Below are 23705 nucleotides of genomic sequence, written 5' to 3' on the forward strand. Positions count from 1 at the left end.
CCCTAGAAGGTATAAAAGCGGCAACACTTATTATTAACAGCGACAGGTTAAAAACCGCATAATAATGAGATCAAATTATATATTTATCCTAATAATGCTCTTAAGAAAAAGGGCATTATTGGTTACCTTGAATAAGGAAACGTTATGTCGATTATCGTGTTAAATGCTTTGCAACCTCAGGCGGCCCACTTGGCCTTTATGCAGTGCTGTACAGCCAATACTTGGGTAAGCCGCATGGTGGCTGCTATGCCATATAACAATTTAGCGGCGTTATCTGCACACGCTGATCTCAGCTGGAAAAACCTTACAGAAGCCGATTATTTGCAGGCTTTTGAAGGGCACCCTAAAATTGGCGATGTGTCTAGCCTAAGAGAAAAATACCGCTCGACAGAGAAAATTGCCGCGGGAGAACAATCGGGTGTTAACACAGCGACAGAACAAGCATTAAGTGAGTTAAAGCAATTAAATGATGACTATCAAGAAAAGTTTGGCTTCATTTTTATTGTTTGTGCCACAGGTAAAACAGCCACGCAGATGTTAGATATATTGGTAAAACGTTACGCTAATAATCGCGTGGAAGAAATCATTAATGCAGCAGAAGAGCAACGAAAAATATTTCAGTTAAGAATCAAAAAAATGATTGCTGAAACTGCCACTACTGCTTCAAACGTAAAAGAGACCTAAGTTTATGAGTCAAATAACTTCACATATATTAGACACTAGTCGCGGTAAACCCGCTGCTGGTATTACTATTTCTCTCTTTGAACTTAAGGGTTCAAATGATGGTGACAATAGTATCCAAGCACAGTGGTCACTTTTGGCACAAGGCCAAACAAACAGTGATGGGCGAGTGCCGGCCTTACTTGATAAAGAACGAATATTGCCTGCGGGGAGTTATCGCGTTCATTTTGCGATTAGTGATTATTTTAACGCGCTGAATGAGCAAGCTTTTTATCCCTATGTTGATATTGTTTTTGATATCAGTGGTGATGGTGAACACTATCATATTCCATTATTACTGACCGCTTTTGGTTACTCAACTTACCGTGGCAGCTAAGATGATTTTACATGCTAAACCACTAAGCCAAAAAGCGTTTCAAGCTTTTGGTGATGTGATTGAAGTCAATGATCAAGTAGAAAAAATATCAATAAATTATGGGCTTACACAAAGATATCATGCATTAGCGACGCTAGATGTTAGTGAGGAAGCAGGGCAAGGTATTATCAGTGTTTTTCGCTCGTCGCCTAAAGAATGCTGTCAGATCAACGCCGGTATAGGTCAAATAACCATTGACTGTATGGAACGTCATCCTTTATCAAGCCAGGCTTTTTATCCTTTGTCTGCTAACGCTTATTTGGTAGTTGTTGGACCTGCGGGCGAATTTGATGTGACTAAATTAGCCGTATTTCTTGCTACAGGCAACCAAGGTGTTAATTACCACAAAGGTACTTGGCATCATTATAGTTTAGCTTTAAGTGAAACCGCTGATTTTTTAGTTGTTGACCGAAAAGGTGTCGGCAAAAACTGCGATGAAATCGCTTTAGAAAATAAAATTACCATACATTTCAATTTAGATAACCGGAGCGATTAAGTCGATGTCAGTAAAAGCATTTCGCGGTGAGATTTTACATTTTGTCGAAGACCCAGCCTCGACGCCTTGCCAAGATAAAGAGCAAGCAGAGCAGAGCAGCTACCAGTATTTTGAAGATGGTATTTTGCTGATAGAAAATGGCAAGGTTAAACAGTTGGGCACAGCTAAAGCTATGTTGGCTGATTTAGAGCATTCCCTAGAGATTCAACATATTGAAAATGGCCTGATTGTCCCAGGCTTTATTGATACTCATATCCATTATCCTCAAACTGAGATGATAGGGAGTTATGGTGAACAATTATTACAATGGTTAGAAGATTATACCTTTCCGACCGAAAAAAAGTTTGCTGATAAAGCCTACGCCACTAAAATCAGTGAGTTTTTCCTCAATCAATTGCTTGCTAACGGCACAACAACCGCATTAGTTTTTGGCACTGTCCATGCTGAGTCAGTTAATGCCTTTTTTGAAGTGGCTTTAGCCAAAAATCTCCGCATGATTGCTGGCAAAGTGATGATGGATAGGAATGCTCCTGACTATTTACTCGATACCGCGCAAAGTAGTTATCAGCAGTCTAAGCAACTTATCAAAGATTGGCATGGTAAAGGGCGTTTGCAATATGCTATCACCCCAAGGTTTGCGCCAACCAGTAGTGATGAACAGTTAAGCTTGGCTGGACAACTATTAAAAGAGCACCCAGGTGTTTATATGCAAACCCATTTGTCTGAAAATTTAAAAGAAATTGAATGGGTTAAATCGCTTAATCCCGATTGCGAAAACTATTTAGATGTTTATAAAAAGCATCAATTACTTGGCAGTCGTAGTGTTTTTGCTCATGGTATACATTTATGTGATGCTGAATATAGCGACTTATCTCAATCTAATTCAGCCTTGTCATTTTGTCCAAGTTCAAATCTGTTTTTAGGGAGTGGTCTGTTTAAACTTGATGTTGCCCAGCAACACAATATTAAAGTGGGTCTAGGTACAGATATAGGCGCAGGAACCAGTTTTTCACTATTAGAGACCTTAAAAGATGCCTATAAAACGCAGCAGTTAAGAGGCAAAAAATTAGATTCATTACAATCTTTCTATTTGGCAACTTTAGGTGGCGCAAGGGCGCTAGACTTAGAAGGTACAGTAGGTAATTTTCAAGTGGGTTGTGAGGCTGACTTTATAGTCTTAGATTATCATGCAACACCATTAATGAAATTACGGTTAGAGCAGTGCCAATCATTGGCAGAGAAACTTTTTTCTTTCACTATATTAGGGGATGACCGTGCGGTTAAAGCCACTTATATACAAGGTGAATTAGCTGAGATTAATTGCGATTAGTGCTTACAATAAGATATGTAATAGCTAAAATTAATTTTACAGTTTTTACCTTTAGTGATCGGTTTTACTCAGGTTGGCGCGTTATTCGTGTCGACCACACTAATTACCGGTGCGACAAGACAATATTTCATCCTTCGTTAAACAATATCTAGATAGAGAATCAGCATCATTGCTCAACAAACAGCCTATCTGTTGTTCAGGTGATCATATTTAAGGTCATTAATATAAATTATTGAGTGTTAATTACTGATATACGGCTACAATCGAGTATGAAGGTTGATCAGCTTTGCCGAGTTAAAGCGATAGCTCTTGCCTCCAAGTTAAAACTTCAATCTATGCTCAGCATAAATTTTCTCCCCAACGCTATATATAAACCTGAGCGTTGCATTCGCACAACATTGGAGGCAGCCAAGAAGTATAGCTTTCCCATTGAAAAAATAATGTTTGAATTTACCGAAGTTGAAAAAATTGATGACACCGCTTTTATTAAGAATATTGTTGAGTCTTATAAGAAAATAGGCTTTAAAACTGCAATAGATGACTTTGGCGCAGGGTATGCTGGCTTGGGTTTATTAGCTGATTTTCAAACTAACATCGTAAAAATTGATATGGGGTTAATCCGTAACATTAATGAAGATAAAGTTCGTCAGTCAATAGTAAAAAATTGTTTAAATATTTTTAATGACCTAAACATTACTCCGCTTGCTGAGGGAATAGAGACTAAAGAAGAATACCGCTGTTTACGTGATTTTGGTATTGAACTAATGCAAGGTTACTTTTTTGCCAGACCGGGCTTTGAAAATCTACCTTTGGTTGACTTTAGCGACCTTTAATAATGAGAGCCTAACAAGCTGATTCATCAGTTTTTTATCCCTGTTTTACCTTTTATCTGCTGAAAGTATTTCGTCCACCGCTAAGCATTTACCTTGTTGCCAGCTCTCTTGTAAGCGTTGTTTAAATAATACTATTTCGTCTCGTTGTGCTAATAGTCCCTTAATTAAACTCTCTGCCTCAAGCAAGCGTATATCAAGTTGTTCGACTATTTTGTTGTGATCAAGTCCTTCAGTTACGCCACTATCTGCTAAAACATTTAAGATATCTGCCAATCTAAAACCTAGCCGCTTCGCACATTCAATCGTTGCTAAACGCTGCACACTATCTTGCGAATAATGTCGATAACCATTTATATTTCTTTGTATTTTAGGGAGTAATCCTTTGGCTTCATAAAACCGTATAGTAGAGGCTGTTATACCACTTATTTTTGCTAACTCGCTGATTTTCATCGGTACCTACTTTATGCGTATGTAAACTGTTGACATTAAAGTTAACTTTAAGCTTATACTTGTACAAAATCCAGCTCGTTAAACTTATTAACAGGAGTTCTACTTGAGTCACTCTGTATTTACACCGATAACTCTTCCTAATGGCGCAATTTTGCCAAATCGTTTAGCAAAAGCCGCCATGGAAGAAAATATGGCTGTTGAAGGCCATTTACCCGGCGATGATATTTTTCAACTATATAAAACATGGGCTGCGGGAGGTACTGGCCTGCTTATTACGGGTAATGTTATGGTAGATCACCGCGCAATGACCGGCCCAGGAGGTATTGCTTTAGAGGCAAATACACCCTTAGAGCCCTTTAAAAAGTGGGCTGAAATAGCAAGCAAAAATGGCACAAAAATATGGATGCAAATAAATCATCCTGGCCGACAAGTCTATGCTGCTATGGGAGGGCAAGTGTTTTCTCCCTCAGATATTGCATTGGATATGGGGAAGCATAGTCAGTTATTTAGTAAACCAAGTCCGATGACCGAGCTTGAAATTCAAGCGTTAATTCAGCGATTTGTTATCACAGCATCACGTGCTGTTGAAGCTGGGTTTCATGGTATCGAGATCCACGCAGCCCATGGCTACTTGTTATCACAATTTTTGTCGCCGCTGACCAATAAGAGAAATGATAACTGGGGTGGCAGCCTTGAAAACCGTGCTCGTCTCCTTTTTGAAATTGTTAAAGCGGTCAAGCTAGTTATACCTGAAAATATAGCGATAGCGGTTAAGTTAAACTCCGCAGATTTCCAACGTGGTGGTTTCGATGCACAAGATGCCTTAGTTGTGGTAAAAGAACTTGGCCATTTAAACGTAGATTTAGTTGAATTGTCAGGTGGTAGCTATGAAAGTCCAGCAATGCAGGGTAATACAGCTGATGGACAGCCCCTAAATAGAGAAGCTTATTTTCTTGAGTTTGCGAAAGAAATTGCCAAACAAGCTCCTATGCCAATTATGACAACAGGAGGGATTGTCCGTTTAGCGATTGCACAAAAAGTAGTAGATGAAGGCGTAGATATGGTCGGCATTGGCAGAGCGCTGGCCTTTAGTCCAAATCTTCCTCAACGCTGGAAAACGTCACCAGACGCGGTAGCCATTTTACCTCAAGTAAAATGGCAAGATAAAACTTTAGCCGCACTTGCAACTATGGCTATTACCAAACGTCAGTTACAACGTATTGGCAAAGGTAAAGCCCCAAAATTAAACTCATCACCATTATTTTCACTGATTTTTGACCAACTACGACTTAAAAAACTGACTAAAATCTATCGAAAAACTTATGAAAATGAATAGGGCATATTGATATTTTTTTAATCTTATATAAGGCATTGTCAACAGATAGTGTCGAGTAAGCCCGTTGATTAGCGGTTGACTAGGGCCTAAGGAAGTTGACAATAAAGCATAGTTTGACGGTTAATGGCGGCATATTCATCACCTTGCTTATATAAAGTGACGAAAATTACTCTTGTTAACGATAATACGTTATGTGTTAACAATCGTTCTAAACGTAAGGTTTATCCTTGCGTCTTTAATGAGTTTAGTTGGTGGTAAACGATGTAGCCAATGCTGTTGTGTTGGCCCTTTCATGACTAACAAACTGCCCGCTTTAAGGGGTAAGGTAATGACTTCTTTTGATATCTTGTGCTTAAAAGCAAACTTTCTTTCAGCACCAAAACTTAACGATGCAATCGCACCTTGGTCCTTTAAATCTTTTTCACCATCGCTGTGCCAAGCCATGCCTTCTTCTCCACTGTGATAAAGGTTAAGTAAGCATGAATTATAAGTTTCACCACTATGGCGCTCGACAAGTGCTTTTAATGAAAGCAAATCATCGGTAAAAGGCAACGCTGTTTTAGTAATATTTGAGTAGGTATAGCTAAAACATTCAGCAGCATGCCAAGCCACTTTTCTTTTTGTTTCAATAGTTTTGCCAAATATAACTGCTTGGTCACAACGCCAATCAATACCGTTAAGTAAGCGATTAAAGTAATAGTCGCTATCGTCTAAAGAGATAATTTCACCAAAATAATCGACATCACCATCATATGGCAAAAGATTAATCGGCTGTTCAAATAAAGATGAAAATAGATCCATGTCGATAACACTTAAATGAGAAGGTGAAGTAGCCATAGTACAGACAGCAGTTAATGAAAATGGGCTAAGCGTGTTTAAGTTAACACCCCCAAGCAATTACCTGAACTTTTTGAAAATAATAGCACAGTAGATAATAAAACTCATCGATACTTACGTCGCCACTTTAAAATTCAGCAATATTTACCACAATAAAACAACATTTTGTAGGGGGTTTCCCTGATTGAAGATGAAATTGGATTTAGATACTGTCTGAGCATAATAATATTCTGCAATTAAAAATGTCCTTAACGGTGAAGATAAGACTTCGTGGGTTAAGACTAAAATTGTTAAAAAACATATGATTAATGTCTTAAGTAGGACCTTTACTGCAGTAAGTAGTTTTATCTAATACTCATTGTCAATTATGTAAGATAAATCTATTTTGGAAGCCCATGGACGTGGTTAAAAAACTAAATTATGCCATTATCCACCCAGAGCAAAATAGCTACGATATAAAGCAGTTCGTTGACGGTAGCTGGATACGTCTTATTTATATGGCGTTGCAACAACAAAATTTACCAGCAAACAAATTATTATCGTCAGTAGGTATTAACGTCGCTTCTTTACGTGAGTTAGATTCTATTCAACGGGACGTTGTGCTTAAGCTATATGATAATATTGCAGTATATTCAGGCTTAGATGCCTTACCTGCTGCAGTGGCTGCTATTTTTCAACTGCATTTCTTACGTCATACGGGTGTCATCGTAGCAGATGCTAAATCGCTAGGTGATTTATTAGAAAAAATTATTTTTGCTAGTGAGCAAATGAATAAATTGATTGAGGTCACTTTAGTCGTTAAGGGCGATTGCAACTTATTAGTTGTTTCATCGCGGGCAGAGCTGGTTAATGTCCATAGAACGACACTAGAAATTGGATTTTGTCTGGTTTATAAAATAATTAATCAAATATTTCCTGCCCACTTAGATATTATTTCAAAGATAACGCTTGATTTAAAAAGTCAAAGAAACAGCTTTGAAAAAACATTTGACTATCCGGTTACGTACACCGATAGCGGGAAATATGTCATTTTTTTTAAGAAAAATGTTCTTGCGACCAAAAATTTATTTTCAACGCACTCGATTGGTTTAGAGCCCTTCGTAGATAATAAATTGTCTAAAACTTATATTCAATTACTCTCTGATATTGAGAATTTAATGACAGAAAATATTGCTTCAAATAATCTAAATATCGTTTTTGTAGCTGAGCAGATGAACATTAGTGTCAAGACCTTGCAACGCCGTTTAAAACGCTTTAATACTGACTTTAGTACTTTATTGAAAACAAAAAAAATCAATCATGCGCAAATACTCTTAAAGCAAAATAAGCTGAATTTAATTCAAATTTCTTATCGGCTGGGTTTTAATTCGCCATCAAGTTTTTCTAGGGCATTTAAGAAATGGACAGGTGTTTCGCCATCAGATTATCAGTAAATAATGTACATCTTGGTAACTCAATAGTTGGCTATGTAACTCCCTGTCAGTTGGTATTAATTTAACGTAACTGTTTTCATTATGGTACTAGACACTTTAAACACTGAACACTTGCTCATAAAAGTTTTGTAGTTGTTGAATAGCCAATGAAATTACAATTTTCTCATTAAATCTACCCACCGTATTCAACTTTTATTAACATCAATAATTTTAACTTGTTTTACTGGGTTAACTCGCGATATTAAGGCGTTATTATTACCTGGTAATCTTTATTAATGATCTAAAAAGCTATATTGAAAACAGCTGACCCCATACTTATGTAGCTTAGTTGTTATAAAGATAATAATTATAAGTTAGCCACTTAGTGAGGTGTCTTTAGTTGTCTAGATAATGTCGTTACTGGTTAAGGATTATTCTAAATAAACGCTTATAGTTAGCTAAATAAAAGCGAGTTTAGTGAATCGTTTAATTGAAGACAAATTTATTGATCATCGTCGTTGTGGTCGTTAAGGCAAATATATTTAATTCAGGTATTAAAAGCTACTTGAGCACATCCAGTCGTATCCTATGATTTTATTATAGTTTTGGATAATAAATTTTTGCGACAAGGATAAGTAATATAAAGGAATATAATCATGAGAATATTACATACCGCACAAGTGCTTACACTATTATTTAGTGCTAGTGCACTGGCTAATGCAAACAATACTAGCATCGATATTACGGGTATTAGTCTTACCGAACTATTCAATCTTAAAATAACCTCACTATCAAAAAAAAAGCAGACTTTACATAAAGTCGCTGCCGCTGTGTATCTGCTTACTCATAATGAAATAGATTACCTTGGCGTGACTACCATCGCAGATGCACTAGGTTATGTTTCAGGTGTTGAGGTAGCATATTGATTCGAGTCGATGGGCATAAGATTACTTGGGTGGTTAATGGGCTAAAAGCAGTGGAAATATTTCCAAGTAAAACCTTTGATATTGTCTTGATGGATTTTCAAATGCCCATTATGAATGATGACTTTAAGTGTAAAAATATCGAAGCAGCACAACATCACCTGACTATTTTAACACATACCTTTACCCGCAGTTTGGCGTTAATCAACGGATTAGTTCAACCAACTAATAGCCGTCAACTTTACCCGGTTATGAGCAAGCTCGAAGCTATTGAACAAATTAAAATTCTACGTGAATTATTCAAGAACTTTCAGCTATTTGACCTGATTTTAAAAAAAATTAATTCAGCAATTGCCTCATTTAAACAATCCTGATGAGCTGACCAACAAGTTACGATGTGCTATTGCCGACTTTTATTTTGAACGAGGAGTCATAGCGTTAATCGATATTGAATTACTACCGAGCAAGGAGTCAGCAAATGCAGTTAACTTATAATGCTAAAGCGAAAATTTTGGTGGTTGATGATGAACCTAATAACCTACAGGTCATTAATCAAGTGCTAGTGGGAAATTATCAATTGGTGTTTGCTAAAAATGGCCAGCGTGCCATTGAAATTGCAATAGAGCAGCAGCCTGATTTAATTTTACTCGACATCATGATGCCAGAAATGGACGGTTATGAAGTCTGTCGAACATTAAAAAAGATTAAAAGTACCGCTCATATTCCTATTATATTTGTTTCGGCAATGTCTAATATGGAAAATGAATGTCAGGGATTTGAAGCAGGGGGCGTCGATTATATTACTAAACCGATATGCCCAGAAATAGTACGCGTCAGAGTGAAAACCCATTTGTCTTTGGTTGGGGTAAATGAGCTAAAAGAAAGCAGAATGCAAATTATCCAGCGGTTAGGACGAGCCGCCGAATATAAAGATAATGAAACTGGATTACATGTTATTCGCATGAGCCACTACTCAAAACTAATTGCTAGGGCTGCTGGTTTAGATGAGTTTTCTCAAGAAACACTTCTTAATGCTGCCCCAATGCATGATATCGGCAAAATTGGTATACCCGATCATATTTTATTAAAGCCGGGGAAATTAGATGCCAAGGAGTGGGCTATTATGAAAACCCATGCCAATATTGGTGCCGACATCATCGGCGAAAATGACTCTCCACTACTAAGTATGGCGCTTAGTATTGCTTTAACTCACCATGAAAAATGGGATGGCTCTGGTTATCCTAATCATCTTAAAGGGCAAGAAATTCCGTTGGTTGGGCGAATCGTTGCTATTGCTGATGTCTTTGATGCCCTAACATCTGAGCGGTCATATAAAGCAGCATGGCCAGTTGATAAGGCTATTGCTCATATGAATTCAGTGTCGGGAAGTCATTTTGATCCCGATCTTATTAAACTTTTCAATGCGGTGTTACCGGATATTTTACTTATAAGAAATAAGTGGCCAGAGTTAAAGGCAAGTTCATCGTTTATTAACAAAGTATCTTAGTGATTTTGAAATTTCGTTATTTAAGATCACCATACTCTCAGACAAAAGCATTATTAATTGAAAAACTTCCAACAAACTAAATAACTAAAAATTAGTGGTTAAGTCGCCATTAGAGTTACGAGCGAGATAACAAAATGGACAGGCTTTATTCCTGCAGATTTTCAATTAATAATCTTCAGGTCGATACCTTTATAAAAGGATTAATATTTATGATTTTACTGATATTGAGAAGGTTGGTGACCACTTGTTTAATTTAAGTCATCGAGTGAATAAACCAATTTCGTTGTCTAGAAGTTTTCTAGATGTGATGCCGATACCCGTAGCAATATTTGATGTTGATGGTAAGTTGCTCCATGTGAACATTCAATTTTCACTATGGTTTACTCCTAACGCCGCCGAACTTAAAACCCTTAAGCAGGTATCAATGTTAATCAATGAGTTAATGTCTAATGAGCTGCAATTAATATTGTCAGATGTTATGACAAATAATCAAAGACGATACATCAGAGAAATAGCGATTAGAACTAACATTAAAGGCCACAAAACCTGTAAAACATCTTTTACCAATATTAGGTGTAATGATAAAAGTAATGGTGTGATTATGTTTTTTGAAGATAAAGACCGCGAAACTGAAAATATGGCACTTTATAAGGAGCAAGCTCAATTAGACCAACTTACAGATACCCTAAATAGGTTTGGCTTCTATGAGGCATTCAATAGGGTAACTCATCAATGTCTTAATCATAAATTTCTCTATGCGGTTATGATTGCTGACATCGATAAATTAAAATTATTGAATGATGTTAACGGTCATCAATATGGCGATATGGTGATAAAAAATACGGCGAAAGGGCTGTTAAAAGAACTGAGGACAGAAGACATTTTGGCGTGATGGGGGGGTGACGAATTTATCATTGTCTTGACTAATATATTTTCTGAAAATCATGTGACCAAACTTTCTGAACGACTAGCGAAAGGGGTTGATGAGTATAGTTTGGCGAAAAACACACCTACTTCAATTTCTTATGGTCTCGCTGTCTGGAAAACACATGGCGAATCACTAGATGATTTAATTGGTCACGCTGACCGCATGATGTATCAGCAAAAACAGCTTAAATAACGAGGATAAATTATTGTTGTTATGAACGCTTTAAACCTTACTCTATATTTTTACTAAAATCGGTGATGAATCCCTTGCCTGTAAAGGACTTTTATAACCGTAAATTTGAAAAATTAATATTTAATCTTAATTGAAATTATCGAAAACAGACATTTAATTCACATTTTTGTGTAGTAAACTTTTATTAGATTTAAGGCGGTTTGGAGCAAATAACGCCATAGAGTCCTTGATTTTTTCAGTGCGTTAAATTTAAGTTAGCAAAATTTCAATCTTAAGATCTGACATGATTTTTAAGATGCAGTGACTCTATCAGTGGTTATGATACTACAGACGTTGGAAACAGAGCCTGAGTCGAGTTAACTTTCAGTAAAAAAATTTATGAAACTAAAAAATTAGCTTTATAATAACTGATATTTTAAACCATAACAGCTTGGTTTCTTCCATTCTTTTTTGCTTTGTAAAGCGCAGAGTCTACCCTATCAAGTATTTCAGGCCATTCATTACTATTTATATTGCATGTTGAAACAGTCGTTGCACCAGCAGATATAGTAATATTCAAATCGCCCATGGTAGTTTTAATTGTTTCATTGGATATTGTTTGAATTATTCTATTAACCATCGAAAGTTCATTAACTTGCTGCTTCTTTTCTATAACTAAAACGAACTCTTCTCCACCCCAACGTACTAAAATATCGCTTTCTCTAATTTTAGTGCTTAATAACTTAGCAATTATAACGAGTACTTCATCCCCGACACCATGCCCATATGTGTCGTTGACTTGTTTAAAGTGATCTATATCGATGATAACAATGCAGTAATCTGTTTCTTCTTTGCTAGATTTAGCATCAAATACTTTTATATATTCAGTAAGTGCACGCCTATTACCCAATTTGGTTAACGGATCGATTAAGCTACTCTCTAGTAGTTTAGTATTTGATTTTTCTAGTTTGTTTTTATATTTCCAGATTGAAAAATAACGACTAACTAAGACGAATAAAACAATAACGCTAAAAATTGACACTAGAATTAATAGTTTATTAGAAAGCGTTCTTTCACTTAACTTAGATGATTGTAAATCGTTATTAATTTGTAGCAAGGTTATTTGTTTATCTTTTAACTTAGCTTCGTAGCTTTCATTAATCTCAGCGACTTCTTTTACACGTTCATTAAACATTAATTCAACATGTTTTTCATAATAACTTCTGAGTTGAATTAATGCCTTTTGATAGTCACCTGAACGTTCATAAGCGATACTTAAGCTTAGTTGTTGTTGAATCATGGCTTTAATATTGTTTTGTTTTTCAAAACTGTCTTTAGCATCAATCAGTAACTCAATGGCACTAGAATAATGCCCTAACTCTATTTCAATATGCCCTAAGTTAGAACGACAATGATGTAAAACCGAAGTTACACCGTATTTAATAGAATCATCGATACATTCTTGAACTTCTTTTTTTGCTTCGTTAATATTTTTGGTCTGTAATAATACACCTGAAAGGTTATTTTTTACGTTTAAAATCAAATTAATTGATCCGGACTTTATTGCACTCTCTTTGGCAAGATAAAGTGTGCTAGTTGCTTCGTCGATTTTGCCAATATTTCTCAAGAAGAGTGCCTTCATTATCAGTAGAGAAGTTTTCAGCTGTATATTATCTATTTTTTGGTCATCATATAACTGAAAAGCTAACTCATTAATTTGCAAACCTTTAGTAAAGTCTTCAATTTCCAAATAGATAATAGACATATTGGAGTAGATTTTTACCGTCCAGTCTTCGTTAGGGTATTGAGTTAAAGCATCGAACGCCAAATAATAATCTTTTAATGCACCGCTGTTATCACCGCTGCTTTGTTTATAAATCGCTCGTAAGTTATAGAGCCTACCAACTAAGTGGTTGAAATTTATATTTATTGCGGCTTGTAGTGTATTCTCAATAATATTATAAACAGAATTGGTGTTTCCATCTCGGCTTAAGTCAATATTAGCTTTTTGATAATTTGCTTCTAACATCAGCCAATCTATATTTTTTTCCTCTGCATATTTAGTTAGTTCTTCAACGGCGATATTTTCTTCTTGAGGGGAAGACATCGCCCTCTGAATTTGGATTTTTAAAATATAATATTTAGCATTTATAATGGGAGTATTTTCCCAAGTTTCTGATGCTTTTAATAGCTCTAATTGCTCTAATGTTTTTTTTGGGTTTATCGCATATTTACTTTCCGCTTTTAATAGTAGCCGACCTAGTTGACTCTTGTGTAGTGAGACAAAAGGTTGGATTTCTTCCATCGAAGCAAATGCTCGTAGTGAAAGAGCAAAAATTGATAAAAGTACAAAATTGACCAGCAGTTTTTTTAGCTTATACATTTTCCGATACGCCACAAGTAGTCCTTGTAATGTAGATGCAACCAAGGCAGCTAATAATACCCATGAATAATTTTTTTCAATATACCTAAACATCGAAAAAATTTCAGCATTAAAATTAGATAAATAAAGTGTAGTTGATTAATGTTCGCGAAGCACCGTTTTGTTAAATTTAGATTTTACACTCCTAAATATAGGAGTTATAAGAAAATATGCAAAAGTAGAGTAACTCTTTTAATTCTTAATATAATTAGATATTCATGAATTTATTCGTGGGTAGGATGTATCAGGTTTCTGAACTCAGTCCGTTATATAGTAATCTATAATATCTGCTTTTTTATATTTGTTAACTTTCACTGTGTGGCAAAAATAGGCGGTTAGCTCTAACTCATAAAAGGGGAGGTCTACCTAGATTTAATATTCTAGATTCATTTGGAACTTGAATATTCCAATGGTAAAAATTGACAAAATTTAATGCCTATTGATATTACACTGAACAAAGGGCTTGTATCTATGGTGAGTATATTAGGTTTTAACATTATTGACGAAGGAGTCGAAACTGAGCAACAGGGACAGCCCTGCAAACAACTTAATATTGGACGGGTACAAGGTTGCTACTATTCTCGCCCTAAACCTCAGCATGATATTGAAATTACTTACCTTCAAACATTAGATTTTTTTGTAAAAGGAACTCAAAAATATATGCAATGATTCAAAAGCTAGCTAAACAAATTTTTCACTACGAGGTAGTCTTAAAGTCAGGTACTGCGGACATTCAGGCTTTTGTACAAAAAATACAGGCAGATCATTAGAAAATATTTTCTAAAAGGCCTAACCTTGCAGATACCTACCCAGGTATTAATGGTATTGGCGTCATTTATTATGTACCAAAATAAAGTTAATTATTTTATCGAACAACAACGAATGTATAGAGCTAATTTTAATCCTAACTCTCAAAATAATGGAGATGAATATTGGGCAATTACCTATATAGATAGAGCCACTTAAAGGTAATGAAAAAGCGGTAGGATTAGACATGGTATTTGAAGAGAATCTGTTTAGTGCCGCCAAAAAAGCAAAAGATAGTGCAACAACACAAATTACTGCGCCTATAGCACGGGTTTAAGATGCAATAAAACACTTGGTTTATAGGCAAGGGTGATTTGTGTTATGATATGAATTGCTTTAGAAATCAAAGCAGAGTAATTATCTAAATTGCTCAAACAAACGCAAACAGTTGACTGGCGTTTGAAGTTTTCAATTTTAGTCAACAATTTATCGTTCGTTCGATAGGCGTTATACATTTATCAAATTCTAAAAATTAGGGAATTACATGACTGATATAGATATTGGCATAAATAAAGAAAATAGAACGGAAATATCAGACGGTTTAAAACGACTTTTAGCCGACTCTTATACGCTATATTTGCAAACACATAATTTTCATTGGAATGTAACCGGGTTACAATTTCGTGAGTTACATTTGATGTTTGAAGAACATTATACCGAATTAGCAATTGCTGTTGATGACATCGCTGAACGTATTAGAACCCTAGATGTACCTGCACCAGGAACCTATAAAGAGTTTTCAAAATTAAGCTCTATTAAAGAGGTTGACGGTGTACCAAGTTCTGCACAGATGGTTGAGTTACTTACCAAAGGGCACGAACAAGTCATTAAAACATCGCGTGAAGTTTTAAAAATTGCACAAGCTGCTGATGATGAATCAACCGCTTCGTTAGTGTCTGATCGTATGCGTATACACGAGAAAACAGCGTGGATGTTGAGAGCGACTAAAGAATCATAATAAGTTAATTAAACGGAAAATAACGGTTGGATATCGCACCCCTCTTATTTTCCGTTTTTAGCGACTACCTTACAAAATACTCCGACTAGCCCTTAAAAATAATATATAAATAACGTTTCTAATCGGCCCAGTAGCTTATTTGATGGCTTGCACCCATAAGCTTTTCAAATTAATCTAGCACCCTAACTTACATTATGGGAGAGATTTGTTATTAGTGAACTCAGCTCCTTAGACTTGATACAGTCTAAACAATGGTTGTCAGCTTGGCAAAGAAACGCACTTAGCGAAATTATCAAGGTTAGTTTTGCTGATATAGATGCAGAAGATTATCTGCTAAAATATTTTGATAGCCCTGAGCCCAACCAGAGAAAGCTGCGACTTTACTTCAATAATGAGCAAATCGTAGGCTATTGCTTACTCACCTTCACAGACAGTGCAAATTATACGGTAATTAAGGCTTCTGCTGCATTTCTTCCACAATATCGAAAGGGGAGTAATACTTTTTTATTTTCAATTAAAGAGAGCTTTAAAAACTGGTTGCAAAGACCCTGGCGCAAACACTATTATGCCGATACTATGCTCAGCCCTGCTATGTATCGAGCAATTGCCAAGAATACCGCCATTGTTTGGCCACATTTTGGGCAATCTGCACCCAAGGAATTGTTTACGCGTTTTAATCCAAACGGAAAAAACAGTAATGAAAATCAGTTGCGTTGTTTAGTTTCAGTCAATCGAAGCAGTAATTATAGCGAGCAGGAGTTGGAAATGTTGCGCTGTAGCGACAAAGCAGAAATTCAATATTATTGTCAGCTCAACCCTGACTTTGATCAAGGGATAGCGCTCTTTGTTATTATTCCAATAAATTTACAGCAGTTCGTGCAGACGACAATTAAATATCTAATGAAGTAAAATCGTATGCGCCAACAAAATAGTAGCGATTGAATAAATTAAGAGTTTTGAGATAAAACCATGAATAAACAAGGGTAATATAGCCTAAATAATGATTTTACTCATTTAGTTGAGGCGTTTTACTGAACTGAAAGAGCCCAGGTATTAACTGGGCTTTTATGTGAATAACGATTATTTATTCTTTAAAAATATCGTTTAACATTCCAGCAAGACGGAAGCCTGCTTTGGCTATTTGCTCATTTAATATCGGAGTGTTTTTATACGCATACTGGTAACTTAATTCTTTATCTTCAGGGAAGTCATAGACTGTTTCTCTGTTCGATTTAGATTCTTTAGCCCAATCAAGATAAACGGTATCTTGCCATAGGTTAATGGTGTCAGGCGTTTGATTATTTAAAAAGTTAGCATATTCGGTATAAGAAAGCTTTTGATGCTCAATTATTGACGAATCCCACACAGCATGAAGTTTTGTTGGTTTTCCAAACCATTTTACGGTTATTTTATTACCGCCAAGGTCATCTCTGCGTCCAACATGAAGCGGTTGGTGAATATCGCCAACAAAGTGAATATAGAAAGCTAGTGCTTGCCATTTCTCTTCTTTGGTGATTTTTTTATCGCGAAGTTTTTTTTCAAAATCAGCTAAAGCTTTTAATATGTCGCCATCTTCATTTCTTTTTAGCCCCTTAAATACTTCGTCATCATCAATAGAAATATAATGCCAAGGCTTAGCATAATCCCATTTTTTATCTGAACGTATGTTATCAGGCCAATTAGCCATTTGAGCTAATGGTGCACCATCGGTTAGCTGCATTAGCGCCTTTTTGGCCGAAGGTTCTAAGTTATCTTCTGCTATTTTGGCAACCATACGATGCCCATTAGGGCCAAGTGCTAATGCTGATTTAATCGGCAAGTGTGCGAGTGTAATGACCATAACAGCCATCAAACTTTTATTTATCATCTACATAATCCTTGTTTTAGTGTTTTCTTATCTGCAGTAAACTATTTTATATCTAAGTATGAGTAAGCTTGGTAGAGCAGTAAAGAACTTTATTACTTGGAGAGGTTTTGCTGGCAGTTGCGAGATGCGAGTTGCATTAATTTATCATTAATGCAACTCATTCTGCTAACAAGAAGGTGAGTTGTAACCTACTTATTAAGTCTTCTTAACGATAATAGAGCAAGTCCTGTAAGTAAAAAGTAAAAAGTACCACCACTGGTGTCTTCCTTTGTTATTACTTCAGCGGCGACATTAATAGTAACAGCGGCTGAACTTGTTTTACCTTGATCATCAGTAACAGTCACGTTAAATATTAGGCTTTCATCTTTACCAACTTTCGGTGCAACAAAAGTAATGGTAGCTGTGTCATAAACAGCAATATCAGCAACTTTACCGCTAGTTTGTGTCCAAACATAGCTAGCAATACTGCCATCACTATCTGCAGCCGTTGCGGTTAGTGTTACGTTAGCAGCTGAAGCAACTGATTGTTCATCACCAGCTGAAACGGTTGGTGCTGCATTAGCATCACCACCATCACTAGCAGCACCACAAGCTGAAGCATAAAGACTATCGACCCATTCAGGGTGATCGATAAAAGGATTACGGTTGCCTTGAAACTCATAGATAGTGTGGTTACGGTTTATTTCAAAGGTATCTATGGGGTCTTGTGAATGCCAGTCAAACAAGGTACACAATTTACCTAGTTTGCCAGTACCATCACTCAATTTGCTCGTTGCTGTACCAACAGTATCAACTAAGATTAAATCAGGCATGGTACTTTCTGTACCTGCATCGTAACGTACATCCATATAAAACATCATACGGGCAACATCACCTTTAACGTCATCTCTTGGTTCCCAAGTATCTGCTGTGCTTCTGTTTTCAGGCGCTTCAGTATTAGCGGTACCACCAATATCAAAATCACGATTACCACGGTCACTATTCATCGATATATCAGTAGGGCGCAAATGATGAATATCGGTATAACCTAATTGGTTAGTCTCTGGAAAACCATGTGATTTAGCCCATGTATGCTCTCGATTCCAAAAATCCTGGTTACTTGAAGCAGAACCACTACCGTTATCTGCTTTGGCAATTGAACGTCCAGAATAGAGTAAAATTATGTTATCAGCATTTGTAGCATCTTCATCGGTACTGGTTAGCGCGGTCCATACTTCTGAGTAGGTTAGCTGTTTATGATTAACACTGATGTCCGCTGTGATTGCTGCACGTAAATCGGCGGTTTCTGCAGCGTTTGCTTGGCTATAATAAGTGGCTTCGACATAAGTCGTTCGGTCAGCTATTTTTGCTAAATCAGGGCAGTTTGTACAAATTCCTGTAGCAGGTGTTGATCCATCACCAGTAGGCGTTCCAGCAGTAGGTAAAGCTTGTGAACCATCACAAGTTACTTCGCCACTACAGCCTAAACCATCAGCAGTATCTTTAGCAAAAGTAGCCCATTGTGTTGCTGGGTCAAAAGCATCATCAGCAGTGGCATCACCTTCGGTAACCGAGTTTAGGCGACGTAAGGTATGATCTTTTGTTGAAAAATCACCGGTACCCCAATTGCTACCTGGGTCAACACCAAATTGGCCAAAGCTATCAACAATACCGGTATTGTTAATAAGTAAAATAGCATCATCACCATTAAAGTAAGTTACGCTTGTGTCTTCAATACCTTGAGGAGCATCAAATTTAAATAGCTCAGTTGCCGCCTGATTATAAACAACAATACTAGAGCCAGGTACAAGTAAACCTTGCAATAATAGCTCATTTGGTGAATCTGTCTTGCCATTTGCATAAAGCTCTAGTTTATAACCATCTACCGCTAAATCTACATCTGCAGTACCTAAGTTAGATATTTCAATGGCTTTATTACTGCCACCGCCTTCAACATACTCAGTGATAATAACAATGCCTTGGCCAGTGGATGCGCCGCCTTCAGTCGGTAAGGGTTGATTGCCATCACAGGCTGCTATACCAGAACATCCTAAACCGTCTGAGGTGTCTTTTGGAAAGGTTGCCCATTGTGTCGCGGGGTCAAAAGCATCGTCAGAGGTAGTATCACCTTCAGTGACTGATGTTAAGCGGCGTAAAGTATGATCTTTAGTAGAAAAATCACCTTCACCCCAGTTACTGCCTGGGTCTGTTCCTAATTGTCCAAAACTGTCAACAACGCCATTAGCGTTTGAAAGTAATAGGGCATCATCACCATTAAAGTAAGTGGCACTTGAATCTTCAAGGCCTTGAGGAGCATCAAATTTAAATTCGGCAGTGGCATCCTTGTTATAAACAACAATGCTCGAGCCTGGCACTAATACGCCTTGCAATGATATACCGTTAGTTGTTTCTGTTTTACCGTTAGAATAAAGGTCGAGTTTATAACCTTCCGCGGCTAAGTCGACATTTTCGCTGCCAAGATTAGAAATCTCAATGGCTTTATTACTACCTCCACCTTCAATATATTCAGTGATCACAACATTAGCATGACTAGAAAGCACGCTAAGGCCGAGTACCGCTGTTAACATTTGTATTTTCATAATTTTCCTTTAGGTTGTTTGCTCAATGGTATTGAGTCTCTTCGTTAGTATTATTCAGTCATTAATGACCATTAGTGAATCTTAGTTAATTGCCTTCAAGCACCAAAAATAGCTGCTTAGCTATGTCGGTATTAGTTTGATGACGGTTTAAGGCTTTAGCACCATTCCCGGTGGCAAAGACTTGTACGTCAATACCGGTATGGCCACTAGAAGTCCAACCGGTATTAGTTCTTGCATCAATTAATAATTTAATTTGCTCATAGATAGATTTTTCATCGCTGCACCCAATAAACAAATTAGCTTCTTGGTCGGTAATAATAAAGCCGAGTGCGTCTGTTAATTGCTGAGCAGAAATAGCTGTGTTTTGATGCGCTAATTTTGTTGCAATACTTTTAGGTGATACGGATAGGTTTTTTAAAAATTCAGGCTGCCAACGATAATCGCCATTAGCACCAAGGGTTAAGCCACCAGTACTATGATCTGCCGTGGCAACTAATAAGGTGTCATGACGATTTTCTACATAGTTATTCAACCAAGTAAGTGTTTCGGCTAAATCTTGCATTTCAGCCATAGCAGCAGCAATATCATTACTATGACCCGCCCAGTCTATTTGACTTGCTTCAACAAGTAGTACATAACCTTGATTATTTTCTAAATGTCGTACACCAGCTTTAGCCATTGCCAGTAGATGGTTTTCATTTTTATTGTCAAGTGTCCAAGGTAGTCCGACTTCAGCAAATAAACCCAATACCGATTGTTGTTTATTAAGCGAAGTAAGTTTTGATAAGTCATCAATATATTGAAAACCTGCCTGCTTGAATTCGCTGACTAAGTCTCTGTCTGGGCGAATAAAATATTTGCTACCACCGCCGAGCATTAAATCAGCCTTAAAGTGACCGTTAATTTTTTCGTCAAAGTAACTGTCAGCGATTTCATTATAATTTTTGCGACTTTCATTGTGAGAAAAATAAGCAGCAGGAGTTGCATGGTTGATTTGGGAGGTAACCACTAAGCCCGTTTTCTTGCCTAATTGTTTTGCTCGCTCCATTAGCGTTAATAATGGTTTTTTATTTACATCAACGCCAATCGCACCATTATAGGTTTTATAACCGGTAGATAATGCAGTAGCGGCTGCGGCAGAATCGGTAACGTAACCTTGGCTATTAACCGGATAAGTACTGGCCATGCCTGTTAGCAGTTCATCAAAAATAGTTGTTTCTACCCGTGGCGTATTTATATTATCCATATAATAACGATAACCCGTGGTATAAGCGGGTCCCATTCCATCGCCAATAACCATGATAATATTTTTAGCCTGCTTATCTTTGGCTGTTAAAGTTAAATCAGCCCAAACCAAACGATGATCAGATGAAGCGGAGCGGGTTTCAATTAAGCGATAGAGTGGGCTGTCTTTCTTTGGCCAAAAAACACCATTATTTTGTAGGTTAATACCAAGGCGAGAAGGTAAAACATAGTCTGCTTGCATACCCCAACCAGCGGTATGATTAGCAGCAAAAGGGCTGTTACTGTTTTTTATCCCAGCGACACTAGCAGGTGTCATATCATTGTTAATATAAGGACTAGCTAAAAGGTTACTAATACCTTCTTTACGGGCAGCACCTTCATCTTTAGAGGCGTTTTGATCACCCAAAATAACAAAGCGGCTATCTAATGTTAAGCCACCTTTACCACCTTGGTCATCGTAAATATAATTGCCTTTGTTGGGGGTAATATAATCTTGCCAAAAGCGTATTTCGTCATGGTTTCTAGCACCATTACGGTCTTCTTCACCGTCGAACACCGGTGGTGTAGGGTGGCTTGCTAGTATATGAACAAGTTTACCTTGGACATTAATCGGAATATCCCAGTGCGATTTAGACGATAAACGCAGCATTTGCCATTCTTGTTCGTTATACCAGTGTTCTTTCGTACTTGGATTGATTGGCACTATGGCATTGGGCATATCTTTCCAAAGGAAATGTTGGAAAGTTCTAATATTATCCTCAACAATTGGATATTTAGATAGCACCAACATACCAAAATGACCTGGGAAGTGGCCATAACCTTGAGCGTCGCCAAGGTTATTAGTTTTTTTACCGTTATTGTCCAAATCAAAAGGTGTGCTTACACCAGTATTTACCGGTGCAAAATAATAATAAGGGTAATCAATGGCGGCGATTCCCTGTTGTGATTTACCTAAATATTGCTTTAAAAATATTTCAACGCCTTGTTTTGGGTCGGCAATATAGTCAAATTCATTAAGGAGAATAATATCAGGGCGGTTACGTTGAATAATTTCAGCAATATTCTTAATTTGTTGACGATCGTCTTTAAGAGCAGCGATAAGTTCAACACCTGACCCTATTTTATTGTTAGGTAGGTAATTAGTTGCGTCCATGCTGACATTAAATGTTGCTACTCTAATGTGAGGTTGTTGGTCTATTGCAGGTTGAATAACGGATGCTTGAGTGACAAAAACAGCTAATAAAAGCGGTAAAGCTAGCTGAATAAAATTAATTTTCAGCGGTTTATAGGTCTTTTTATGTTTAATTTTAGTCAGTAATTGTATTTTAAATTTCATATATTTATCACAATTTCATGTACTTATATTAGTAGGTGAATAAGTCATTAATCAAACATAACTTGTCACTTGTGTCAGGTTATGTTTAGAATGTAAAATAAATTAACCATATGGTCAAGTTTTCTTTGTCCATGAGTATAAACAGATAAAATGTTAAGGAATAGTAGAATGTTTAGAGATATTCCCTTTATTGATTTACACCGCCATTTAGACGGCAATATAAGAGCAAAAACAATTCTGGCATTAGGACAACAGCATGGTATCGAATTACCCGCAGATAATTTGACTGATTTATTACAGCATGTACAAATTCAAGGTAAAGAAAGTAACTTAGTCTCTTTTTTACAAAAACTTGATTATGGCGTTAGCGTGTTAGCTAATTTAGAGGCATGTAAACGTATCGCTTATGAAAACGTTGAAGACGCTTTTTTGCAAGGGCTTGATTATGCTGAATTAAGATTCTCTCCTTATTATATGGCTATGGAACATAAGCTCAATGTCACCGACGTGGTTGCTGCAGTGGTCGACGGCGTAAAGTTAGCGCAAAAAGATTTTCCTGTCCAAATTAACCTTATTGGTATTTTAAGTCGTACCTTTGGTGTTAATGCCTGTTTTGAGGAGTTACATGCCTTACTTGCACACAAAAATGAACTTGTCGCGGTCGATTTGGCTGGAGATGAGTTAGGCAAGCCAGGCCAACTCTTTGTTGAACACTTTGCTTTGGTTAATAAAGCCGGCTTACAGGTGACTATTCATGCCGGTGAAGCGGATGGAGCATCGAGTATCTATCAGGCTATCAATGAATTACATGCAACCCGCATTGGCCATGGTACTCACGCTGTGGGTGATGAAAAATTAATGGATTATATGTATCAGCATAATATCGCCATTGAATCATGTTTAACGTCAAATTATCAAACAGGGACAGTCAAAAATATCAGTCAGCATCCCGTTAAAACATTTCTTGATAGAGGTTTACTTGTTTGCCTCAACAGTGACGATCCTGCTGTGCAGGGGTGTGACATAAAATATGAATATCAGCATGCGGCACTTGAAGCGGGGCTTAGTCAAGCGCAGTGTCGTACATTACAAGATAACGCGTTAAAAATGGCTTTCTTATCTGACCATGAAAAGCGAGTCTTAAGACAGACAGCAATGAAGAGGGGTTGAGA

At 36.9% G+C, this 23705-nt stretch carries 21 protein-coding genes and 3 pseudogenes; 17 read left to right on the plus strand and 7 right to left on the minus strand.

Annotated features, from left to right (window positions below):
* Window positions 1-144: 144 nt before the first annotated feature.
* From uraD to H4J62_RS11165, 5 genes and pseudogenes are all read left to right on the plus strand, one after another.
* Window positions 145-684 carry a 2-oxo-4-hydroxy-4-carboxy-5-ureidoimidazoline decarboxylase gene (gene uraD, locus H4J62_RS11145; RefSeq protein WP_182215976.1) on the plus strand — a complete coding sequence of 180 codons (540 nt, stop codon included), beginning with the start codon at window positions 145-147 and terminating at the stop codon, window positions 682-684.
* Window positions 685-688: 4 nt separating this feature from the next.
* On the plus strand, window positions 689-1057 hold the full coding sequence (gene uraH, locus H4J62_RS11150; RefSeq protein WP_182215978.1) for a hydroxyisourate hydrolase: 369 nt from the start codon (window positions 689-691) through the stop codon (window positions 1055-1057).
* Window position 1058: 1 nt separating this feature from the next.
* Window positions 1059-1592 carry an ureidoglycolate lyase gene (locus H4J62_RS11155; RefSeq protein WP_182215979.1) on the plus strand — a complete coding sequence of 178 codons (534 nt, stop codon included), beginning with the start codon at window positions 1059-1061 and terminating at the stop codon, window positions 1590-1592.
* 4 nt (window positions 1593-1596) lie between these two features.
* The gene (guaD, locus tag H4J62_RS11160; RefSeq protein WP_182215981.1) at window positions 1597-2922 is read left to right on the plus strand and encodes a guanine deaminase; all 1326 of its coding nucleotides are present in this window, start codon (window positions 1597-1599) and stop codon (window positions 2920-2922) included.
* Between the two features lie 275 nt (window positions 2923-3197).
* Window positions 3198-3755 (plus strand): annotated as a pseudogene (locus H4J62_RS11165) (EAL domain-containing protein); the annotation flags it as partial.
* A 45-nt stretch (window positions 3756-3800) separates the two neighbouring features.
* Here H4J62_RS11165 and H4J62_RS11170 read toward each other — a convergent pair.
* Window positions 3801-4205: a MerR family transcriptional regulator gene (locus H4J62_RS11170; protein WP_182215982.1), complete on the minus strand. Its 405-nt coding sequence runs from the start codon at window positions 4203-4205 to the stop codon at window positions 3801-3803.
* Between the two features lie 103 nt (window positions 4206-4308).
* Between H4J62_RS11170 and H4J62_RS11175 the strand changes: the two genes are divergently transcribed.
* Window positions 4309-5541 (plus strand): NADH:flavin oxidoreductase/NADH oxidase family protein, encoded by a 1233-nt coding sequence (locus H4J62_RS11175; RefSeq protein ID WP_182215984.1) that lies wholly within the window; start codon window positions 4309-4311, stop codon window positions 5539-5541.
* Window positions 5542-5730: 189 nt separating this feature from the next.
* On the opposite strand, the gene H4J62_RS11180 is transcribed toward H4J62_RS11175, so the two are convergent.
* On the minus strand, window positions 5731-6378 hold the full coding sequence (locus H4J62_RS11180) for an alpha-ketoglutarate-dependent dioxygenase AlkB (RefSeq protein ID WP_259364918.1): 648 nt from the start codon (window positions 6376-6378) through the stop codon (window positions 5731-5733).
* A gap of 395 nt (window positions 6379-6773) precedes the next feature.
* On the opposite strand from H4J62_RS11180, the gene H4J62_RS11185 reads away from it, so the two are divergent.
* The 5 genes and pseudogenes from H4J62_RS11185 to H4J62_RS20430 all read left to right on the plus strand — a co-directional run bounded on the left by H4J62_RS11185 (window position 6774) and on the right by H4J62_RS20430 (window position 11340).
* Entirely contained in the window at window positions 6774-7811 is a 1038-nt protein-coding gene (locus H4J62_RS11185; RefSeq protein WP_182215986.1) for an AraC family transcriptional regulator, read from the plus strand.
* Window positions 7812-8446: 635 nt separating this feature from the next.
* Entirely contained in the window at window positions 8447-8716 is a 270-nt protein-coding gene (locus H4J62_RS11190; RefSeq protein WP_182218769.1) for a hypothetical protein, read from the plus strand.
* Complete coding sequence (locus H4J62_RS11195) at window positions 8713-9087, plus strand: hypothetical protein (RefSeq protein ID WP_182218767.1); 375 nt, start codon at window positions 8713-8715, stop codon at window positions 9085-9087. The genes H4J62_RS11190 and H4J62_RS11195 overlap by 4 nt, the downstream gene beginning before the upstream one ends.
* A gap of 104 nt (window positions 9088-9191) precedes the next feature.
* The gene (locus H4J62_RS11200) at window positions 9192-10220 is read left to right on the plus strand and encodes a two-component system response regulator (protein ID WP_182222420.1); all 1029 of its coding nucleotides are present in this window, start codon (window positions 9192-9194) and stop codon (window positions 10218-10220) included.
* Between the two features lie 478 nt (window positions 10221-10698).
* A pseudogene (locus H4J62_RS20430) lies at window positions 10699-11340 on the plus strand (GGDEF domain-containing protein).
* Window positions 11341-11755: 415 nt separating this feature from the next.
* On the opposite strand, the gene H4J62_RS11215 reads toward H4J62_RS20430, so the two are convergent.
* Window positions 11756-13702, minus strand: coding sequence for a GGDEF domain-containing protein (locus tag H4J62_RS11215; RefSeq protein WP_182217374.1), 1947 nt, complete (start codon window positions 13700-13702; stop codon window positions 11756-11758).
* Between the two features lie 510 nt (window positions 13703-14212).
* On the opposite strand from H4J62_RS11215, the gene H4J62_RS11220 reads away from it, so the two are divergent.
* From H4J62_RS11220 to H4J62_RS11240, 5 genes are all read left to right on the plus strand, one after another.
* Window positions 14213-14410: a hypothetical protein gene (locus tag H4J62_RS11220; RefSeq protein WP_182217376.1), complete on the plus strand. Its 198-nt coding sequence runs from the start codon at window positions 14213-14215 to the stop codon at window positions 14408-14410.
* Window positions 14411-14536: 126 nt separating this feature from the next.
* The gene (locus tag H4J62_RS11225) at window positions 14537-14707 is read left to right on the plus strand and encodes a hypothetical protein (protein ID WP_182217377.1); all 171 of its coding nucleotides are present in this window, start codon (window positions 14537-14539) and stop codon (window positions 14705-14707) included.
* 28 nt (window positions 14708-14735) lie between these two features.
* Window positions 14736-14825 carry a hypothetical protein gene (locus H4J62_RS11230; RefSeq protein ID WP_182217379.1) on the plus strand — a complete coding sequence of 30 codons (90 nt, stop codon included), beginning with the start codon at window positions 14736-14738 and terminating at the stop codon, window positions 14823-14825.
* Between the two features lie 207 nt (window positions 14826-15032).
* Window positions 15033-15506: a Dps family protein gene (locus tag H4J62_RS11235; RefSeq protein WP_070376816.1), complete on the plus strand. Its 474-nt coding sequence runs from the start codon at window positions 15033-15035 to the stop codon at window positions 15504-15506.
* 234 nt (window positions 15507-15740) lie between these two features.
* Complete coding sequence (locus H4J62_RS11240; protein WP_182217380.1) at window positions 15741-16415, plus strand: hypothetical protein; 675 nt, start codon at window positions 15741-15743, stop codon at window positions 16413-16415.
* Window positions 16416-16590: 175 nt separating this feature from the next.
* Here H4J62_RS11240 and H4J62_RS11245 read toward each other — a convergent pair whose 3' ends face one another.
* The 4 genes and pseudogenes from H4J62_RS11245 to H4J62_RS20440 all read right to left on the minus strand — a co-directional run.
* Complete coding sequence (locus tag H4J62_RS11245) at window positions 16591-17373, minus strand: S1/P1 nuclease (RefSeq protein WP_182217382.1); 783 nt, start codon at window positions 17371-17373, stop codon at window positions 16591-16593.
* A gap of 188 nt (window positions 17374-17561) precedes the next feature.
* Window positions 17562-19952: an endonuclease gene (locus H4J62_RS11250; RefSeq protein ID WP_182217383.1), complete on the minus strand. Its 2391-nt coding sequence runs from the start codon at window positions 19950-19952 to the stop codon at window positions 17562-17564.
* Window positions 19953-20037: 85 nt separating this feature from the next.
* A complete protein-coding gene (locus H4J62_RS20435) occupies window positions 20038-21309 on the minus strand; it encodes an alkaline phosphatase (RefSeq protein WP_259364731.1) in 1272 nt (423 codons plus the stop codon).
* Window positions 21289-22476, minus strand: a pseudogene (locus tag H4J62_RS20440) (endonuclease/exonuclease/phosphatase family protein); the annotation flags it as partial. The gene H4J62_RS20435 and the pseudogene H4J62_RS20440, both read right to left, overlap by 21 nt.
* 225 nt (window positions 22477-22701) lie before the next feature.
* Between H4J62_RS20440 and add the strand changes: the two are divergent.
* Window positions 22702-23703 carry an adenosine deaminase gene (add, locus tag H4J62_RS11260; protein WP_182217387.1) on the plus strand — a complete coding sequence of 334 codons (1002 nt, stop codon included), beginning with the start codon at window positions 22702-22704 and terminating at the stop codon, window positions 23701-23703.
* Window positions 23704-23705 lie beyond the last annotated feature (2 nt).

Source organism: Colwellia sp. BRX8-5, from assembly GCF_014077325.1.
In the GTDB taxonomy this organism is placed as follows: Bacteria; Pseudomonadota; Gammaproteobacteria; order Enterobacterales; family Alteromonadaceae; genus Colwellia_A.

Coding starts and splice junctions, on each gene's coding strand:
- uraD (WP_182215976.1), top strand. CDS start 145: ATGTCGATTATCGTGTTAAATGCTTTGCAACCTCAGGCGGCCCACTTG.
- uraH (WP_182215978.1), top strand. CDS start 689: ATGAGTCAAATAACTTCACATATATTAGACACTAGTCGCGGTAAACCC.
- H4J62_RS11155 (WP_182215979.1), top strand. CDS start 1,059: ATGATTTTACATGCTAAACCACTAAGCCAAAAAGCGTTTCAAGCTTTT.
- guaD (WP_182215981.1), top strand. CDS start 1,597: ATGTCAGTAAAAGCATTTCGCGGTGAGATTTTACATTTTGTCGAAGAC.
- H4J62_RS11170 (WP_182215982.1), bottom strand. CDS start 4,205: ATGAAAATCAGCGAGTTAGCAAAAATAAGTGGTATAACAGCCTCTACT.
- H4J62_RS11180 (WP_259364918.1), bottom strand. CDS start 6,378: ATGGCTACTTCACCTTCTCATTTAAGTGTTATCGACATGGATCTATTT.
- H4J62_RS11185 (WP_182215986.1), top strand. CDS start 6,774: ATGGACGTGGTTAAAAAACTAAATTATGCCATTATCCACCCAGAGCAA.
- H4J62_RS11190 (WP_182218769.1), top strand. CDS start 8,447: ATGAGAATATTACATACCGCACAAGTGCTTACACTATTATTTAGTGCT.
- H4J62_RS11200 (WP_182222420.1), top strand. CDS start 9,192: ATGCAGTTAACTTATAATGCTAAAGCGAAAATTTTGGTGGTTGATGAT.
- H4J62_RS11215 (WP_182217374.1), bottom strand. CDS start 13,702: ATGTATAAGCTAAAAAAACTGCTGGTCAATTTTGTACTTTTATCAATT.
- H4J62_RS11220 (WP_182217376.1), top strand. CDS start 14,213: ATGGTGAGTATATTAGGTTTTAACATTATTGACGAAGGAGTCGAAACT.
- H4J62_RS11230 (WP_182217379.1), top strand. CDS start 14,736: ATGGTATTTGAAGAGAATCTGTTTAGTGCCGCCAAAAAAGCAAAAGAT.
- H4J62_RS11235 (WP_070376816.1), top strand. CDS start 15,033: ATGACTGATATAGATATTGGCATAAATAAAGAAAATAGAACGGAAATA.
- H4J62_RS11245 (WP_182217382.1), bottom strand. CDS start 17,373: ATGATAAATAAAAGTTTGATGGCTGTTATGGTCATTACACTCGCACAC.
- H4J62_RS11250 (WP_182217383.1), bottom strand. CDS start 19,952: ATGAAAATACAAATGTTAACAGCGGTACTCGGCCTTAGCGTGCTTTCT.
- add (WP_182217387.1), top strand. CDS start 22,702: ATGTTTAGAGATATTCCCTTTATTGATTTACACCGCCATTTAGACGGC.